The organism is Spirillospora sp. NPDC029432, assembly GCF_040703975.1.
In the GTDB taxonomy this organism is placed as follows: domain Bacteria; phylum Actinomycetota; class Actinomycetes; order Streptosporangiales; family Streptosporangiaceae; genus Spirillospora.
In genome coordinates this window covers 138,415-155,142 of the sequence record NZ_JBEZWH010000006.1, presented here as the reverse complement: position 1 = coordinate 155,142, position 16,728 = coordinate 138,415, and the positions used below count along the sequence as shown (strand labels likewise).

The following is a 16,728-nucleotide window of genomic DNA, read 5'->3' as shown; positions in this document are numbered from 1 at the left end:
CCGGCGGGGGCCCGCCGGTCCGGCCCCCGCCGTGCCGGTGCCGCCGCCGCGCTCAGCCGGGGGCGCCCGGGCCGGCCCCGTCGCTCACCTGGCCGCCCACCTGGCCGCTCATCTTGCCGATCACCTCGCGCATGGACTCGGTGTCATTGACGCGCGGGAAGTCGTCCGCCGGCACGTCGACTCCGAGGAATTCGCACAGCGGCTCCCACCCCTCCCGCACGTCGTAGACGAGCAGGTTGTCCGGGTCGATGTCGTTGACGACGCCCTGGTTGTGGTCGCGGAAGACCTCGATCGCGTGGTCCTTGTCGGAGAAGCGCCCGCCGAAGAGGCCGTCCCAGATCATGGTGTTCACCACGCGGAACAGCCGTGCCTGCTTGGACCCGGGCTCGGGAGGGTGCTCCTTGCTCTTGAGGGCGAACTGGTACAGCGTGTCGTAGGTGCTCCGGTACCAGAGCTCGCCGTCGCGGATGGTGAGGATGACCTTGGCCTCGGGGAACTCCTCCATGATCTCCCGGTAATAGACGGCGGAGGGACCGTCCACGGCGGAGGTGTAGCCGTCGAACACCGCTTCCCAGTCGGGTGCCCGCCCCTCGCAGACGATCTTCTCCCACTGCTCGAGCCGCTCTTCGCTGCCGATGACGTCGAACATGTGGTAGCAGGGGCCGAAACCGAGCCGTTCCAGCGCCGCCTGCAGCGACGTCGTGCCGGTCCTGCCCAGTCCGGCGTTGATGAGCTTCAACAATGCGGTGTCCCTTCCTCGGGGTGGCCGGTTCCATGGGTGGTGGCCGGCTCGTACGGGCGGCCCGTTCGGGCGGCCCGGAGTCGCTCAGCGCCAGTCGGCCGGCGCCTGCCTGGTGGAGACGTTGACGCAGTTCCAGAGGTTGACCAGGCCGATCTGCATGACCAGCGCGCCGAGTGCCTTCTCGTCGTAGTGCCGGGCGGCCTCGTCCCAGATCTCGTCCGGTACCGGGTCCTCGCGGCCGTCGAGGCGGCTGGCGGCCTCGGCCAGCGCCAGCGCGGCGCGCTCGGCGGCGTCGAAGTCGGGCGCCTCCCGCCAGTCCGCGACCAGGAGGAGCCTCCCGTCCGCGTCCCCCGACTTCCAGAGATCGTCGGGAAACGTGTAGACGCGGCCGTTGATCTGGCTGATCCGCAGCCGGACGAGATCGAGGGTCCGCTGCGGCACCCCGGCCTTGTTGATGGCGTCGGACAGGTCGAGCAGGGGCTGCAGGGCGTCGGGAACGACCAGGGACGGGTTGGTCATCCGTGGTGACATCGGATCCTCTCCTCTGATTCGTGGATCTGCTCCTCCGCCGCCATGGCCGGTCACGCGGAGGAACGCGCGGTCTCGCGGAGGGCGCGCCCGGCCGCTTCGGCGAGTGCCGAGTGAAGGCGGTCGTCCTCGGTATGTCCGGCCTCCCATTGCACGCCGATCGCGAATGGGTGGTCGGTCGCCTCGACCACCTCCACGATTCCGTCCGACGACCAGGCGGTCGCGGTGAGGCCGGTGCCGATACGGTCGATCGCCTGATGGTGATGACAGGCGGTTTCGGGAATGTCGTCGCCGAAGATTCCGGCGATCCGGCTGCCGGGCTTCAGGTCCAGCCGATATCGGCCGAGTGTGAACGCCGCTGTTTTCGGTGAATGGCCGTCGCCGCCGATGACATCGGGGAGATGCTGGTGCAGCGTTCCGCCGCGTTGCACGTTGAGCAATTGCATGCCGCGGCAGATGCCGAGGATGGGCAGGCCGGCGCCGAGCGCCGCCTCCACCAATGCCAGTTCGGCGGCGTCCACGGCCGGGTCGGCTCCACGGGTCTCGGGGTGCGCGGTGCCCCCGTACAGGGCCGGATCCAGGTCCGGGCCGCCCGGTATCAGCAGGCCGTCCAGTTGGCCGATGGCGTCCTCCGTGCCTGGTAGCAGGGGGAGCAGTACGGGGACGCAGCCCGCGGCGGCGAGCATGTCGACATGCGCCTGGAAGGCGAGGCTGACGGTCATGGCGGCGCCCTGCAGCGTGACCGGCGCCGTCCGCGCACATATCCCGACCACCGGCCGCCCGGCGGACCGCCGCGCGCTTCCCGAACCATTCCGCACTGAGTTCATCGCCATCCTCGTGCTTCCGGGTGAATTTCTCGTCACCGGGTCCGAGGGTAGAGCTGTATTTTGCTCCGCGCAATTTTGTTCCAGCCCGCCGATTGAACTGATGGCATCGTGCTCGGCGGGCGGCCGGTGGAGTCAACCCGTCCTTGACCGGGCCTAAAGAGGTCGCTGCCAGAATGCGAAAATCAGTGCACCCAAAAGGAGCGGGCGGAATGGCGGATCTCGGACGGCAGGCCACACGCGCAATCGAGGTTCCGGTGCTGATCGTGGGCGGTGGCGGATGCGGCCTGGCCGCGTCCAACCTCCTGTCCGACCACGGCGTCGGGCACCTGCTGGTGGAACGGCACGCGGACACGTCGAAAATACCGAAGGCGCATTACCTCAACCAGCGCTCGATGGAGATCCTCCGGCAGCACGGCCTCGCCGAGGAGGTGGCCGAGCAGGGGGCGCCGCTGGAGAAGTTCGGCAAGGTGCGCTGGCTGACCTCGCTCGGCGGCGACGGCAGGCTGGACGCGCGGGTGATCCATGAGATGGACGCCTTCGGCGGCGGCGCGCTGCGCGAGACGTACGCGGCGGCCGGGCCCGTCCTCCCCGTCAAGCTGCCGCAGGTCCGGCTGGAGCCGATCCTGCGCCGCCACGCCGAGCGGCGCAATCCCGGCCGCGTCCTGTTCGGCCACGAGCTGGGCGCCTTCTCCGACGAGGGCGACCGCGTGGTCGCCGAGGTGCGCGACACCGCGACCGGGGAGATCACCACGGTCTCGGCGCGGTACCTCGTCGCGGCGGACGGCGGCCGCACCGTCGGTGCCGCCGTCGGCCTGGAGATGCGCGGCCGGCCCGGTGCGCTGCACGTGACGACCGCGTACTTCTCCGCCGACCTGTCGCAGTGGTGGCACGAGGGCACGCTCATCACCCACTTCCTCAACCCCTACAGCCCGGAGCTGTCCAGCAACCTGATCGAGATGGGGCCGAGCTGGGGGAAGGACTGCGAGGAGTGGGTCCTGCACTTCCCTCCGGGCGAGCGGGCCCAGCCCGACGAGCGGGCGATCGTCCCGAAGATCCGGGAGGTCCTCGGCCTGCCGGACCTGGAGCTGACCATGCACCACGTGACGCAGTGGACGGTGGAGTCGCTGCTCGCCGACCGCTACCGGGTCGGGCGGGTGCTGCTCGCCGGCGACGCCGTGCACCGCCAGCCGCCGACCGTCGGGCTCGGCCTCAACACGGGGATCCAGGACGCGCACAACCTCGCGTGGAAGCTGGCCGCGGTGCTCACCGGCCGCGCGCCCGACGGCCTGCTCGACACCTACGAGGCGGAGCGGCGGCCCGTCGGCGAGCACAACGTCGACTGGGCCGTGTCCGCGGCCTCCCACCATCACGCGATCATCGGCGCCCTCGGCCTCGGCCACAACGTGCCGCAGCAGCGCAGGGGGCCGGCGTTCGACGCGTACTTCGACCCCTCCCCCCTGGGCGCGGCCGCGCGGGCGCGGGCGGCGGAGTTCTTCGCCACCCACCGCGGCGGATGCCAGGCGCACGACGTGGAGATGGGCTTCGCCTACGAGGAGGGCGCGGTCGTCCCCGACGGCAGCCGGCCGCCCGCCCGCGAGCCGCTGCGCGACGTGTACCGCCCGACGACCCGTCCCGGGCACCTGCTGCCGCACGCCTGGCTCGAACACGACGGCCGGCGCCTGTCGACCCACGACCTGACCGGTGCCGCGACCGGCTTCGCGCTGCTCACCGGCCCGGGCGGAACGCCGTGGTGCGAGGCGGCCGGACGGATCGCGGAGAAGTTCGCCGTCCCGATCTTCGCGGCCCGGATCGGGGACGGCGCGGAGTTCGCCGACGCGGACGGCAGGTGGGAGGCCGTCCGGGAGATCACCGGAGAGGGCGCCGTCCTGGTGCGCCCTGACAACCACGTGGCATGGCGCAGCATGGGCGCCTCTGAGAATCCCGAGGAGGTCCTGGCGGACGCGGTCGCCCGCGTCCTGGACCAGAACGCGATGCCGGCACTCCCGTAACACCGAGAACGGCCACCGACCGGATCGGCCCGCACGGTGAACGTGCGGGCCGATCCGGTCGGTTGGTCGTTTCTCGTGTTGTGGTCTCGGGCACGGCCTTCGCGTCCGGACCCTACGGCTTCGAGATCACCCCTTCGACGGTGCGGCGGCCTCGCTCCGCAACGAGCCCAGCACCTGGTCCACGGCCTTGCCGGCGGAGGCCACGCAGTTGCCGACCCCCACCCCGTCGTACGCGGCGCCGCACACGGCGAGCCCGGGCTGGGACGCCACCGAGTCGCGGATCCGTTCCACCCGGTTCAGATGGCCGACCGTGTACTGCGGCAGCGCACCGGCCCATCGGGTCACCCGGGTCGCCACCGGATCCCCGGTCGCCCCTGTGGCCTCGGCGAACTCGGACGCCGCCAGCGCGGCCAGGTCGGCGTCGTCGCGCCGCAGCGCGTCCTCCTCACCGACCCGCCCGACCGAGCACCGCACGATCTCGACCTCACCCGCCAGGTGCGGCCACTTCACCGTCGTGAACGTCACGTCCTTGACCGTCCGGCCGTCCACCGCGGGCACCCGGTAACCGCAGAACCCCGGTCCGCCGAGCCCGCCGGGGAAGGCCCGGCGGGGGTAGGCGAGCGTGATGATCAGCCGGTCGGCGTACGGGATCTCGGCGAGCCCGGCGGCGGCCTCGGCGGCACCGGGCAGCCCGGACAGCAGCCTGCCCGCGGGAGCGGCCGGCACCGCGATGATCACGGCGTCCGCGGAGATGTACTCCGGATCGGCGCCGGAACCGACGGTCACCCGCCAGCCGCCCTCGCTCCGCTCGAGACCGCTGACCGCGGCTCCGGTCCGGACGGCCGCTCCCGGCGAGGCGGCGAGCACGGCGTCCGCGAGCGCGCGCGGCAGCGTGCCCATCCCGCCGGTGAGGGTGGCCAGGCCCGTGGGGGGCTCCTCGCCCGGCGGCAGCGGCGGCGGTGCCAGCGAGCCCGCCGCCCCGGCCAGCGACGAGTGCTTGCGGGACGCGATGGCCAGCGGGGTCAGCATGGCCTCGAACGACAGGTCCTCGGCGCGGCCGGCGCAGACGTCGCCGACGAACGGGTCGACGAGACGGTCCACGACCTCCTGGCCGAGGCGTTCCGCGACGTACGCCGCGACGGAGACGTCCCCGTCGCGGACGGACGGAGGCAGCTCCAGGTCCTCGCGCGCCCTGGCCACCCCGGCGTCGGACAGCACGCCGGTCTTGGCGAGCTCGTCCATGTCGGAGGGCACGCCCATGAACTGGCGGCCGGGCAGCGGCCGCAGCGCGCCCCGGGTCCAGATCGCCGTGGACGTGGTGCCCGCCGACACGAGCCGGTCGTCGAGCCCGGCCGCACTGATCAGCCTCTTGGTCTTGGGGCGCCGGGCGTAGAGCCCTTCCGCGCCCTCGTCGACGTCGACGCCCGCCACCTGCGACACGGCCAGCTTCCCGCCGATCCTGGACGACCCCTCGAGTACCGTCACCCGTACCGGCTCGTCCCGCATGAGGAACGCCGCCGCCAGGCCAGCGATGCCGGCTCCGACGATGACCACGTGCGGGGGGCCGCTTCCCTGATCCTGTCCGTTGTCCACCATTTCGCCTGCCCTTTGTGGATGCGGTGTCGTGCGGTCCGGCGCTGTGGGCGCCTACCGTCCCGGTTCCTGCTTGTGCTTGAGCCGCTCGGCGAACAGGGTCCATTCCTTGCTGACGCTGTCGGCTATGGGAGCGAGGACGCTGTGCCAGTGCGCCGGGATGGCGTTGAGGAACTCCCGCCACCGGTCCGGATCGGTCGCGTGCAGCGTCATCCACCGGAGGAATTCCTTGCCGCCCTCGGAGTACCGGATGGCCGGGTCGTTGGCGACCTTGGCCGCCACCCCGCCCCAGGTGAGGGGAGCGTCGGTGTGGTTCTTGCGCCGCTCCTGCACCCCGTTGACGCGGGGAGCCGGGGCGAGGGCCTCCGCGACCTCGTCGCCCGGGTGCGTCTGCGTTCGTGCGGCGGCCGCCTGGTGCCCGTTGCGTTCCGGGCTGATCCCGCGGCGGAGCCGGGCGCTGACGTCGTGCACCGTGCCGAGCGACACGTCGGTCTCCCTGGCGACCTGCCTGAGCGGTGCGTCCGGATGGGCCTGGATGAACTCGGCGGCACGGCGCCTGCCCTCACCGATGTTCACCGGGCGCCGCCTCCCGTCCCGGCCGATCCGCTTGCCGCCGGCGTGCGTCCCGCCCGCCGACCGGTTGCGCAGCGACGCGATCGTCTTCGCGCTCAGCCCGGTGATGCCGGCGATGGCACGGTCCGACCATTCGGGATGCGTGGTCAGGACGCGTTCCGCCCCGGCGACGCGGTCGGCCTTCGACAGCGGCAGGCCGTGGGAGCTGTTGGCCTTCATCGCGAGGACGAGCGCCTCGGCGTCCGTGCAGTCGAGGAACCGCGCCTTGATGCTGTGGTCGCCGCGGAGCCTGGCGACCTCCAGCCGGTGCAGGCCGTCGATGACGCGCCAGCCCTCCTCCTGGACGAGAACGGGCGGGAGCTCGGCGGAGCCCGTCGCGTCGAGGAGCAGCTGGACGTGGGCGGCGTTCGTCCCGCCCTGGCGTAGATAGACCCCCGGCGACAGTTCGTCCACCGGTACCTCGCGTGCGAGCAGCCTTTCGAAGTTCCTCAGATCGAATCCGTCGCCGGCCACCGCCGCGTCGCCGTCCGGGCCGACGGAACCTAAGCCGCCTGCGATCAAGGCGGCGTGCCCATTGGGATGAGCCATCCGGTGTGCCTCCTCTCTGCTGCGGTTTCGACCAGCGTGGCCTGGGCGTCTTTAGCCGCAGTCGAGGGCGGGTGGACGTGCTCTAGGCGGACGGCGCGGTGCCGCTGACCATCGGACGGCCGGTGGTGCGGGGGGTGCCGAACCAGCGGGTGAGGGTGTCGGTGAGGGTGTCGTCGGTGCCGGGGGAGGTCCAGGCGATGTAGCCGTCGGGTCGGATGAGGAGGGCGTGGGGTGGGGGTTGGTGGGTGGTGGGCCAGGTGGGCCAAGTGCCGGTGATGATGTCGATGCGGTCGTTCCAGTTGTGGGCGTGGTGTGTGGGCGCCTCGGGGTCGGTGGTGATGAGGAGGCCGTGTGCGGTGTGGAGGAGGTCGGCGATGCGGGTGCGGGTGCCGTCGGGCAGGGTGAGTTCCTGGTGCGGTGGCATGCGCCGTCCGAGGAGGGGGTGGTCGCCCGTGCCGAGGTCGTAGCGGATCCCCAGTCCACTCAGCATCCCGGCGAGGTGCGCGGCCGCGTCCTTGCAGGCCGCCAGCTCGCCCATCACGCCGCGCACCGGGTCCATCTCCTCGCCGGTGAGCCGCAGTTCGATCGCGGCGCGGGCGTTGCGCGCCAGCTGCTCGCCGATCGGGTGGCGTTCGGTGTGGTAGGTGTCGAGCAGGTCGTCGGGGGCCCAGCCGTTGACCGTCGCCGCGAGCTTCCAGCCGAGGTTCACCGCGTCCTGCACGCCCACGCTCAGCCCCTGCGCCATGGCCGGAGGCTGCACGTGCGTGGCGTCTCCAGCCAGGAACACCCGGCCGCGCCGGTACTCGGCGGCGACCCTGGAGGCGTCGGTGAAACAGCTGATCCAGCGGCACTCCGCATGGTGGATGGACTCGCCCGTGAGCCGCTGCCACGCGTCGGCGAGGTGGGTGTAGGTCAGGGTGTCCCGGTCCCGCGGCGGCATGCCCCGCTCATGGACGACGACCCTGGTGACGCCGTTCTCCAGATCCATCGCCATGACCATGCTGCCGCCGGGCAGGTCCTCGCCGATGCGCCGGCGGCGGGTGTCGATCCCGGTGACGTCGGCGGTGTAGAACCCGCGGGTGGGCTCCGAGCCGGGGAAGTCGATGCCGGCCAGCCCGCGGACGATGCTCCGCCCCCCATCGCACCCGATCAGGTACTCGGCCGTGTCCTCGCCGGGGCCGTCCGGCCCGTCGAAGGACACCACGACGCCGTCCGGCTCCTCGCGGAAACCGGTCACCTCGTAGCCGCGCCGCACCGGCGCCCCGAGTTCGGTCGCCCGGCCTTCCAGCATCCGCTCGGTGCGGAACTGGGAGATGCCCCGGGCGGCGGAGTGGTCCTCCTCGAACATGCCGAGGTCGATCGGCACCCCGCCGAAATGGCCGTCGGCCGGCTCCGTCGCGCCGAGCCTGCCGAGCAGCCCGCGCTGATCGAAGCACTCGGCCGTGCGCCTGGTGAAGCTGGCGCCGCGCGACTCGCGCGGCGGCGTGGGCAGCTTCTCGTAGACGACGACGTCGGCGCCGCCGAGGCGCAGCTCGCCGGCCATCATCAGCCCGACCGGGCCCGCACCGACGATGATCACGTCCCTGTGCATGCTCACCCTCCCGTCCGGTCGGCGCCGCTGGTCACCGGCTGCGCGGCGGCCGTGGTGGCGGTGGTGCGGGGGGTGCCGAACCAGCGGGTGAGGGTGTCGGTGAGGGTGTCGTCGGTGCCGGGGGAGGTCCAGGCGATGTAGCCGTCGGGTCGGATGAGGAGGGTGTCGGATGGGGGTTGGTGGGTGGTGGGCCAGGTGGTCCAGGTTCCGGTGATGATGTCGATGCGGTCGTTCCAGTCGTGGGCGTGTTGTGTGGGTGTGTCGGGGTTGGTGGTGATGAGGAGGCCGTGTGCGGTGTGGAGGAGGTCGGCGATGCGGGTGCGGGTGCCGTCGGGCAGGGTGAGTTCCTGGTGCGGTGGCATGCGCCGTCCGAGGAGGGGGTGGTCGCCCGTGCCCAGGTCGTAGCGGATCCCCAGCCCGCTCACGATCCCGGCGAGGTGCGCGGCGGCGTCCTTGCAGGCGGCCAGTTCGCCCATCACACTCCGGATCGGGTCCATGTCGGCGTCGCCGAGGTACAGCAGCGACGCCGCCCGCGCGTTGCGTGCCAGCTGCTCGCCGATGGGGTGGCGTTCGGTGTGGTAGGTGTCGAGCAGGTCGTTGGGTGCCCAGCCGTTGACCGTCGCCGCGAGCTTCCAGCCGAGGTTCACCGCGTCCTGCAGGCCCGCGCTGAGTCCCCATGCGGCGAGCGGCGGTATCTCGTGCGCCGCGTCGCCCGCCAGGAGCACCCGGCCGCGCCGGTATTCGGCGGCGAGCGCGGACGCGTTGCCGCTGGCCCATAGCCACAGCGCCTGCGCGTGATGAACGGACTCCCCGGTGAGCCGCTGCCACGCGTCAGCGACCTGCGGGAACGTCAGCGCGCCGGGATCCGGGCGGGGCGGCAGGCCCTTGTCGTGGATCACGATGCGGTAGCGGCCCTCGCCCAGGGGCGTGCACACCACCATGCTGCCGCCGGGGAGGCGCTCGCCGATCGGCCGCGGGCGCAGCGCGACCCCGGCGATCTCCGCGGTGTACATGCCGCGGGTGGCCTCCCGGCCGGGAGCGGGGATGCCGGCCAGCGAGCGGACGGTGCTCCCCGCGCCGTCGCAGCCGACCACGTACGCGGCCGCGTCCTCGCCGGGGCCGTCCGGGCCGTCATAGGACACCACGACGCCGTCGGGCGTCTCGCGCAGGCCGGTCACCTCGTAGCCGCGCCGTACCGGGACTCCGAGTTCGGCCAGCCGGTCGCCCAGCATCTCCTCGGTCCGGGCCTGGGACAGGCCCAGCACACCGCTGTGATCCTCCTCCAGCATGCCGAGGTCGAAGCGGACGCCGCCGAAGTGCCCCATCGGGCCCCACCGGAAATCGCCCAGCCGGGAGAGCAGCCCGCGCTGGTCGAGCGACTCGGCGGCCCGCCGGTTGAAGCCGAGCGCGCGGGACTCCCCGGCCGGGGCGGTCAGCCGGTCATAGACGACGACCTCCGCCCCGCCCAGATGGAGCTCACCGGCCAGCATCGACCCGACCGGCCCGGCGCCGACAACTATCACGCCAGATTTCATTTCCGGCCCCCACTCACCGTTCCTGATAATCGCCTGCGACAAGCTACACATCTTCCTCGCCGGGTTCAATATCGCCGAAACCCGAGCGGCGGCCGGTAGGACGCCCCGCCGTTCAAGTGCGGATTTCCCCGCTTGAACGCCTTCGGTGGCCACCGCAACTTCGGAGATGCCCGCGGGCCGTGTGGTATTCCAAGGTGAACACGAGAATCATGGCCAGGTGAAGTGGCGGGACGGCGGAAAGGGACCCCGGACGTGCCAGGCGAGAAGATCGCGCTTATCACGGGCGCCAACAAGGGCATCGGATTCGAGATAGCACGGCAACTGGGCGGCCACCCGGGCGTCATCGTCCTCCTCGGCGCCAGGGACGAGGTGCGCGGCAAGCGCGCGGCGGACGCGCTGGCCGGCCACGGCGTCGCGGCCGTCCCGCTGCGGATCGACGTGACGGACGCGGCCTCCGTGGCCGCGGCCGCTGCGGAGATCGAGCGAGGCCACGGGCGTCTGGACGTCCTGGTGAACAACGCCGGCATCGCCGGCGGCTTCGCCGGGCCGCCCAGCGAGGCGACCGCGGCCGACATGCGGGAGGTGTACGAGACCAACGTCTTCGGCGTGGTGTCGGTGACCAACGCGATGCTCCCGCTGCTGCGCCGCTCGGCGGCCGGACGCATCGTCAACCTGTCCAGCCACCTGGGGTCGCTGACCCTGAATTCGGACCCGGGCTCCCCGTTCGCGGGAATCAACCTGATCGCCTATCAGTCCTCGAAAACCGCGTTGAACGCCATCACGGCCGGGTACGCGAAAGAGCTGCGCGGAACGAGGATCAAGGTCAATGCTGCCTGTCCTGGAATGGTGGCCACGGACCTGAACCGGCATCAGGGGAAAGGAACGCCAGCGGCGGGAGCGGTGATCGCGGTGCGGTTGGCACTGCTGGACGAAGGAGGGCCGTCGGGGGCGTTTCTCTCGGAGGACGGCATTGTTCCGTGGTAACGGGACAGCCGGCGGCGGGTGCGCGGAAATGACGGCGGGCGCAGGCTCGGCCGCCAGGCGAACGCCTTGGCGGGCAGCGGACAGGGAGGCATACGGTGGCGGTTGACGGGACGATCCTGGTGCTGGGCGGCACCGGCCGGCAGGGCGGTGCGACGGCCCGGGAACTGCTGCGCCGCGGACGGGCGGTGCACGCCCTGGTGCGTGATCCGCACGCACCCGCGGCGAAGGCGCTCGCCGAGGCCGGCGCGGTGCTCGTGCGCGGCGACATGGACGACGAGGCGTCGTTGCGGGCGGCGATGGCGGGCGTCCACGGGGTGTTCAGCGTCCAGACCTTCAGGGGCCCCGGCGGGGTGGCCGCCGAGGAGCGGCAGGGCAAGGCGGTCGCCGCCGCCGCGGCCGAGGCCGGCGTGGCGCACTTCGTCTACACCTCGGTCGGCGGCGCGGAGCGCTCGAGCGGCATCCCGCACTTCGAGAGCAAGTGGAACATCGAGCGGCGGATCCGCGAGCTCGGGCTCCCGGCCACCGTCCTGCGGCCGACCATGTTCCACGAGGTCTTCGAGGAGATCAGTCCCCGTCCCGCGGACGGCGGGCTGGTCCTCGGCCTGTGGCTGCGTCCCGAGGTGCCGGTGCAGCTCATCGCGACCGCCGACATCGGCGCGTTCGCCGCGGACGCCTTCGGCGACCCGCGGACCTGGCTCGGCCGGCAGGTCGAGATCGCCGGAGACGAGCTGACCGGCCCGCAGATGGCCGAGGCGTTCGAGCGCGTGTCCGGCGTCCCGACCCGGTACGCGCATCTGCCCATCGAGGGGCTGCGCGCGGCCCGTGCCGACCTGGCCACCATGTTCGACTGGTTCGACCGCGAGGGCTACCGCGCCGACCTGCCCGGGCTCCGCCGCCTCAAGCCGGACCTCGTCACCCTCGAAACCTGGCTGCGGAGCAACTGGACCGCACCGGTGGCCCAGCCGCGACGCTGACGGCACGCTGGAAGCGCGACTCCATCGAAAACCGTGGGCGTCCCGCCGGCACGGGCCGGACGGGACGCCCACGGCGGGCCACCGCCCATGGCTCAGGTGAAGATCGGACCGCGGGTGCGGCTCCGCTTCAGCTCGAAGAACCCGTCGGTCCCGGCCACCGCCAGGACACCGTCCCAGAGCCTGACCGCGGCCTCGCCGTGCGGGGCCGGGGACATCACGGGGCCGAAGAAGGCCACGTCTCCCACCGCGATGACGGGGGTGCCCACCTCGGTGCCGACCCGGTCGACGCCGTCCTTGTGCGAGGCGCGGACCGCCTCGTCGAACTCGCCGGACCATGCCGCCCCGGCGAGTGCGGCATCGAGGCCCGCGGCGGCCAGCGCCGCCTCGTAGGTGGAACGCGCCCGGGGCGCCTTCTCGTGGTGCAGCCGGGTGCCGAGCTCGGTGTAGAGCCGTCCCAGCACCTCGGATCCGTACTTCTGCTCGGCGGCGACGCAGACCCGCACCGCCTCCATCGACGTCGCCAGGCGCTCGCGATAGCGCTCGGGCACGTCGCGGCCCTCATTGAGCACCGTCAGGCTCATCACGTGCCAGCGCGGTTCCACGCGCCGGTGCTCCGCCACCTCGAGGATCCACCGGGAGGTGATCCACGCCCAGGGGCAGGTCGGGTCGAACCAGAAGTCCACCGGGACAGGGGCATCGTGCGGCACGCCGGCCTCCTCACCGAGTTCGCTCGCGTCATGCGACGGTCAGCCGCGCTGCTCCCAGTGGTAGAAGCGGGTGGCCATGGCATCGGCGGGCGAGGTCCAGGTCGCCGGGTCGTAGGCTTCGATGTAGGCCTTCAGATCGTCGCTGATCTTGATGAAGCGAGGGTCGGTCCGCGCCTGGAGAATGCGCTCGGCGCCGTATTCGCCGTCGAAGTCCTGCAGATGGAAGTACAGGCCTTGATAGCTGAAGAGCTCGCGGCGCCGGGTGCCCATCCGAAGCGGCATATCGGTCTGGTCGAACGCGCTGAAGAGCTCGGCGACCTGCGTCGACAATCGCGGTTGCATGCGGCCGACAATCAGGGTGCTGTGCATGTACGCTTACCGCCTTCGCTGCGAAACCGAGTGCGAACTGAAGGTGCCGGGATCTAGTAGTTCCCGAGGCCTCCGCAGACATTGATCGCCTGCGCCGTCATGGGCGCGGCCGCGTCGGTGACGAGATATCCGACGAGGCCGGCGACCTCCTCGGCGGTGGAGTAGCGGCCGAGCGGGATCTTCCCCTCGAATCGCGCGAGGATATCCTCCTCGGTCGTTTCGAAGTGCGCGGCATAACCTTGCCTCACCCGCTGCGCCATCGGGGTCTCGACGTAACCGGGGCAGACGGCGTTGACCGTGACACCGGTCTTCGCCAGTTCCAGTCCGAGCGCCTTGGTGAACCCGATGACGCCGTGCTTGGAGGCGGAGTAGGGGGCGCCGAGCACCACGCCCTGCTTGCCGCCGGTGGACGCGATGTTGATGATCCGGCCCCAGCCGCGCTCGCTCAGCCCGGACCTGAGCACCTCGCGGGTCACCAGGAAGACGCTGTTCAGGTTGGTGTCGATGACGTCGTACCAGAGCTCGTCGCCGATCTCCGCGGTCACGCCGCCGCCGTTGCGCCCGGCGTTGTTCACCAGGACGTCGACGTGCCCGTACCGCTCCACGGCCGCGCCCACGAGCCGCTCGACGTCCTGCGGGCGCCGCACGTCGGCGGCCACGCCGTCGGCCTCGCAGCCGTTGGACCGCAGCTTGCCGGCGGTCTCCTGGACGGCCTCGTCGTTCCGCGAGCAAATGAAGACCTTGAGACCGCGCCCCGCGAGGGTCTCGGCGACCGCTAGGCCGATTCCGCTCGTCCCGCCGGTGATCAGTGCGACTCGCTGCCCGTTGTCCGCCATTCCGACTGCTCCTTCGTGGACGGTGTCGCAGCAGCCTGGCGGACGTTCCAATAATCTCGGTCGAGCGTGAGTGGATTCGTTCGGTTCGACCGCGCCGGTTCTTCAGTTGAACGCCCCCGGCAACCGTTCATTGGTTCAACGCCCCTTTGAACGCAACTTTGAACGCCGCCTTGACGGTCGAGATTGAACGCGGCGCCGCGCACCGCAAAACCGAAGTTGCGGGCCGCAGAAGTGCCGACCTATCGTCTGGCGTCCAGAGGCCCCAAATTCGGGAGGCGAGTCATGTCCGCATTGCCCGCGGAGCGGGACCAGTCCGCCGCTTATTCACTGCTCGATCTGATTCAGGGCTCGGTCATCACGCAGGCCGTCTCGGTCGCGGCGAGGCTCGGCATCGCCGATGTTCTCGGTGCCGGGCCGCTGCGCGCGGAGGAGATCGCCAAGCGGGTCGGATCGGACCCCGAGGCGACGTACCGGCTGCTGCGGACGCTGTCCGGCTATTCGGTGTTCGAGTCCCGGCCGGACGGCCGGTTCGCGCTCACGCCGACGGGCGACGCGCTCCGCGAGGACGCGCCCGACTCGATGCGCGGCATCGCGATGCTGATGGGGCACCCCCTGCTCTGGGAGGAATGGGGCCACCTGCTCGAATCCGTGCGCACCGGCGAGCCCAACCTGCCGAAGCTGCGCGGCATGGGCGCCTACGAGTACCTCACGGCCAACCCCGAGTACGCGGCCGAGTTCTTCCAGGGCATGGGCAGCATGTCGCAGCCGGAGAGCGATCCGGTGGTGGCGGCGTACGACTTCACCCGGTTCGGCACCATCGTGGACGTCGTCGGCGGCCGCGGCGCCCTGCTGGCGAAGATCCTCGCGCGGGCCCCCGAGGCGCGCGGCGTCCTGTACGACTCCGAGGCCATGACGGCGGACGCGCCGGCGGTGCTCGACGCGGCCGGTGTCGGCGGCCGGGTCACGATCGAGAACGGCGGCCACTTCGACAAGCTGCCGGCGGGCGCGGACGCGTACGTCCTCAAGCACATCCTGCACGACTTCACCGAGTCCGCCTGCGTGGCCCTGCTGAAGAACGTGCGGGAGGCGATCGCCCCCGACGGCAGGCTGCTCGTGATCGAGTACGTGCTCGCCGAGGGCGGCGAGCGGCACATCGGCAACATCATCGACCTGTGGCTGCTGCTGCTCCTGGGCGCCAAGGAACGGACCCTGCCCGAGTACGAGGAGCTGTTCGCCAAGGCCGATCTGAAGGTCGTCCGGGCGGTCCCCACCACGTCGCCGGTCTCGATCATCGAGGCGGTACCCGTCTAGGGAACCGGCCCCCGACGCCCATTCGAGCTGAGGACAGGAAATGGACACTGACGTAATCGTTATCGGTGCCGGGCCGACGGGGCTGATGCTCGCCGGCGAGCTCCGTCTCGGCGGTGCGGACGTCACCGTCTTCGAACGGCGGGCCGAGCGGAGCTGGGAGTCGCGCGGCATCGGCTTCACGGCGCGCGCCGCCGAGATCTTCCATCAGCGCGGGCTGCTCGACCGGCTGGAGAACACCGAGATCACCAGGCAGGGGCACTTCGGCGGCATCCCCATCGACTACGGGGTGCTGGAGGGCTCGCACTTCGGCGTGCGCGGCGCACCCCAGTACAAGATCGAGGAGATGCTGGAGGACCGCGCCCTGGAACTGGGCGTGAAGGTGCTGCGCGGGTACGAGGCCACGGGCCTGGACGACACGGGGGACGGCGTCACCGCGACCGTGCGGGGGCCCGGCGGCGACGCCGAGCACACGGCCCGCTTCCTGGTGGGCTGCGACGGCGGCCAGAGCACCGTCCGCAAGCTCGCCGGCTTCGAGTTCCCGGGCTCCGACGCGACCCGCGAGATGTACCTGGCGGACGTCACCGGCTGCGACATCCGGCCGCGGATGATCGGCGAACTCCTCCCGAACGGCATGGTCATGGCGGCGCCGCTGGAGGAGGGCTACTTCCGCATCATCGTCTGCGAGAACGGGGTCTCGCCGGACAAGGACCGCCGGGCGACGTTCGCGGAGGTCGCGGACGCGTGGCAGCGGCTGACCGGCGAGTCCATCCACGGCGGGACGGCGCGCTGGGTGAGCAGCTTCACCGACGCCACGCGCCAGGCCGCCGAGTACCGGCGCGGCCGCGTGCTGCTGGCGGGCGACGCCGCGCACATCCACCTGCCGGCCGGCGGGCAGGGGCTGAGCATCGGGGTGCAGGACGCGGTCAACCTGGGCTGGAAGCTGGCCGCGACCGTCCGGGGCCGGGCCCCCGACGGCCTCCTCGACAGCTACCACAGCGAGCGGCACCCGGTGGGGGAGCGGGTGCTGCGCAACACGCGCGCCCAGGGGACGCTCAACCTCAGCGGCTCGTCGGTCGAGCCGCTGCGGACCGTCATGTCGGAGCTCATCGCGATCCCGGCGGTGGCGCGGCACCTGTCCGGCATGGTGAGCGGGTTCGACATCCGCTACGACATGGGCGAGCAGGGCCATCCGCTGGTGGGCGGGCGCATGGCCGACCGCGAACTGGACCTCGCCGGCGGCGGCCGCGAGCGGATCGCGCGGCTGCTGCACGGGGCGCGGGGCGTCCTGATCACCGCCGACGCCTCGGACGGGACGAGCCGGTCCGCGGCGGGCTGGTCCGACCGCGTCGACGTGGTCCGGGTGGAGCGCTTCCCGGCCGGGCCGGAAGAGGGCGGGGCCGCGACCGAATCGGTGCTGATCCGTCCCGACGGCTATGTCGCCTGGGCCGCGCCGGGCGGAGGCGCGCTCGACGAGGCGCTGCGGCGCTGGTTCGGCGCGGCCGTGCCCGCCTCGGGAACGCCGCAGGCCGAGGGCTCCGAGCCGCTGGCGTCCGCCCGCTAG

The 16,728-nt window shown here is 71.8% G+C and carries 15 protein-coding genes; 5 read left to right on the top strand and 10 right to left on the bottom strand.

What is annotated here, in order from left to right:
• Positions 1-52: 52 nt before the first annotated feature.
• The 3 genes from AB0881_RS06950 to AB0881_RS06940 all read right to left on the bottom strand — a co-directional run bounded on the left by AB0881_RS06950 (position 53) and on the right by AB0881_RS06940 (position 2,097).
• Positions 53-739 carry a sulfotransferase family protein gene (locus AB0881_RS06950; RefSeq protein WP_366614895.1) on the bottom strand — a complete coding sequence of 229 codons (687 nt, stop codon included), beginning with the start codon at positions 737-739 and terminating at the stop codon, positions 53-55.
• 87 nt (positions 740-826) lie between these two features.
• Complete coding sequence (locus tag AB0881_RS06945) at positions 827-1,273, bottom strand: carboxymuconolactone decarboxylase family protein (protein ID WP_366614894.1); 447 nt, start codon at positions 1,271-1,273, stop codon at positions 827-829.
• Positions 1,274-1,323: 50 nt separating this feature from the next.
• Entirely contained in the window at positions 1,324-2,097 is a 774-nt protein-coding gene (locus tag AB0881_RS06940; RefSeq protein WP_366614892.1) for a gamma-glutamyl-gamma-aminobutyrate hydrolase family protein, read from the bottom strand.
• A 209-nt stretch (positions 2,098-2,306) separates the two neighbouring features.
• Here AB0881_RS06940 and AB0881_RS06935 point away from each other — a divergent pair, with 209 nt between their 5' ends.
• Positions 2,307-4,106 carry an FAD-dependent monooxygenase gene (locus tag AB0881_RS06935; RefSeq protein WP_366614890.1) on the top strand — a complete coding sequence of 600 codons (1,800 nt, stop codon included), beginning with the start codon at positions 2,307-2,309 and terminating at the stop codon, positions 4,104-4,106.
• 126 nt (positions 4,107-4,232) lie between these two features.
• Here the strand turns inward: AB0881_RS06935 and hemG are convergent, their stop codons facing one another.
• The 4 genes from hemG to AB0881_RS06915 form a co-directional block, all read right to left on the bottom strand.
• A complete protein-coding gene (gene hemG / locus AB0881_RS06930; RefSeq protein ID WP_366614889.1) occupies positions 4,233-5,660 on the bottom strand; it encodes a protoporphyrinogen oxidase in 1,428 nt (475 codons plus the stop codon).
• A gap of 93 nt (positions 5,661-5,753) precedes the next feature.
• Positions 5,754-6,860, bottom strand: a complete 1,107-nt coding sequence (locus AB0881_RS06925; RefSeq protein WP_366614888.1) for a ParB/RepB/Spo0J family partition protein — start codon at positions 6,858-6,860, stop codon at positions 5,754-5,756.
• A gap of 82 nt (positions 6,861-6,942) precedes the next feature.
• Positions 6,943-8,451, bottom strand: a complete 1,509-nt coding sequence (locus AB0881_RS06920) for an FAD-dependent monooxygenase (protein WP_366614887.1) — start codon at positions 8,449-8,451, stop codon at positions 6,943-6,945.
• 2 nt (positions 8,452-8,453) lie between these two features.
• On the bottom strand, positions 8,454-9,974 hold the full coding sequence (locus tag AB0881_RS06915; RefSeq protein WP_366614885.1) for an FAD-dependent monooxygenase: 1,521 nt from the start codon (positions 9,972-9,974) through the stop codon (positions 8,454-8,456).
• A gap of 264 nt (positions 9,975-10,238) precedes the next feature.
• On the opposite strand from AB0881_RS06915, the gene AB0881_RS06910 reads away from it, so the two are divergent.
• Both AB0881_RS06910 and AB0881_RS06905 read left to right on the top strand, forming a co-directional pair.
• Positions 10,239-10,970: an SDR family oxidoreductase gene (locus AB0881_RS06910; protein ID WP_366614883.1), complete on the top strand. Its 732-nt coding sequence runs from the start codon at positions 10,239-10,241 to the stop codon at positions 10,968-10,970.
• 95 nt (positions 10,971-11,065) lie between these two features.
• The gene (locus AB0881_RS06905) at positions 11,066-11,944 is read left to right on the top strand and encodes an NmrA/HSCARG family protein (RefSeq protein ID WP_366614881.1); all 879 of its coding nucleotides are present in this window, start codon (positions 11,066-11,068) and stop codon (positions 11,942-11,944) included.
• Between the two features lie 92 nt (positions 11,945-12,036).
• Here AB0881_RS06905 and AB0881_RS06900 read toward each other — a convergent pair whose 3' ends face one another.
• Genes AB0881_RS06900 through AB0881_RS06890 form a run of 3 tightly spaced genes read right to left on the bottom strand, consistent with a single transcriptional unit; the run spans position 12,037 to position 13,856 of the window.
• Positions 12,037-12,651, bottom strand: coding sequence for a DsbA family protein (locus AB0881_RS06900; RefSeq protein ID WP_366614880.1), 615 nt, complete (start codon positions 12,649-12,651; stop codon positions 12,037-12,039).
• Between the two features lie 39 nt (positions 12,652-12,690).
• Positions 12,691-13,020 carry a TcmI family type II polyketide cyclase gene (locus AB0881_RS06895; RefSeq protein WP_366614878.1) on the bottom strand — a complete coding sequence of 110 codons (330 nt, stop codon included), beginning with the start codon at positions 13,018-13,020 and terminating at the stop codon, positions 12,691-12,693.
• Between the two features lie 53 nt (positions 13,021-13,073).
• A complete protein-coding gene (locus tag AB0881_RS06890) occupies positions 13,074-13,856 on the bottom strand; it encodes an SDR family NAD(P)-dependent oxidoreductase (protein WP_366614877.1) in 783 nt (260 codons plus the stop codon).
• Positions 13,857-14,138: 282 nt separating this feature from the next.
• Between AB0881_RS06890 and AB0881_RS06885 the strand changes: the two genes are divergently transcribed.
• On the top strand, positions 14,139-15,167 hold the full coding sequence (locus tag AB0881_RS06885) for a methyltransferase (RefSeq protein ID WP_366614875.1): 1,029 nt from the start codon (positions 14,139-14,141) through the stop codon (positions 15,165-15,167).
• A gap of 40 nt (positions 15,168-15,207) precedes the next feature.
• Positions 15,208-16,728 carry an FAD-dependent monooxygenase gene (locus AB0881_RS06880; protein ID WP_366614873.1) on the top strand — a complete coding sequence of 507 codons (1,521 nt, stop codon included), beginning with the start codon at positions 15,208-15,210 and terminating at the stop codon, positions 16,726-16,728.

Bases quoted from the DNA above. Each gene is read 5' to 3' on its own strand.
- AB0881_RS06945 (WP_366614894.1), bottom strand. From the start codon at position 1,273: ATGTCACCACGGATGACCAACCCGTCCCTGGTCGTTCCCGACGCCCTG.
- AB0881_RS06940 (WP_366614892.1), bottom strand. From the start codon at position 2,097: ATGAACTCAGTGCGGAATGGTTCGGGAAGCGCGCGGCGGTCCGCCGGG.
- AB0881_RS06935 (WP_366614890.1), top strand. From the start codon at position 2,307: ATGGCGGATCTCGGACGGCAGGCCACACGCGCAATCGAGGTTCCGGTG.
- AB0881_RS06925 (WP_366614888.1), bottom strand. From the start codon at position 6,860: ATGGCTCATCCCAATGGGCACGCCGCCTTGATCGCAGGCGGCTTAGGT.
- AB0881_RS06920 (WP_366614887.1), bottom strand. From the start codon at position 8,451: ATGCACAGGGACGTGATCATCGTCGGTGCGGGCCCGGTCGGGCTGATG.
- AB0881_RS06895 (WP_366614878.1), bottom strand. From the start codon at position 13,020: ATGCACAGCACCCTGATTGTCGGCCGCATGCAACCGCGATTGTCGACG.
- AB0881_RS06890 (WP_366614877.1), bottom strand. From the start codon at position 13,856: ATGGCGGACAACGGGCAGCGAGTCGCACTGATCACCGGCGGGACGAGC.
- AB0881_RS06885 (WP_366614875.1), top strand. From the start codon at position 14,139: ATGTCCGCATTGCCCGCGGAGCGGGACCAGTCCGCCGCTTATTCACTG.
- AB0881_RS06880 (WP_366614873.1), top strand. From the start codon at position 15,208: ATGGACACTGACGTAATCGTTATCGGTGCCGGGCCGACGGGGCTGATG.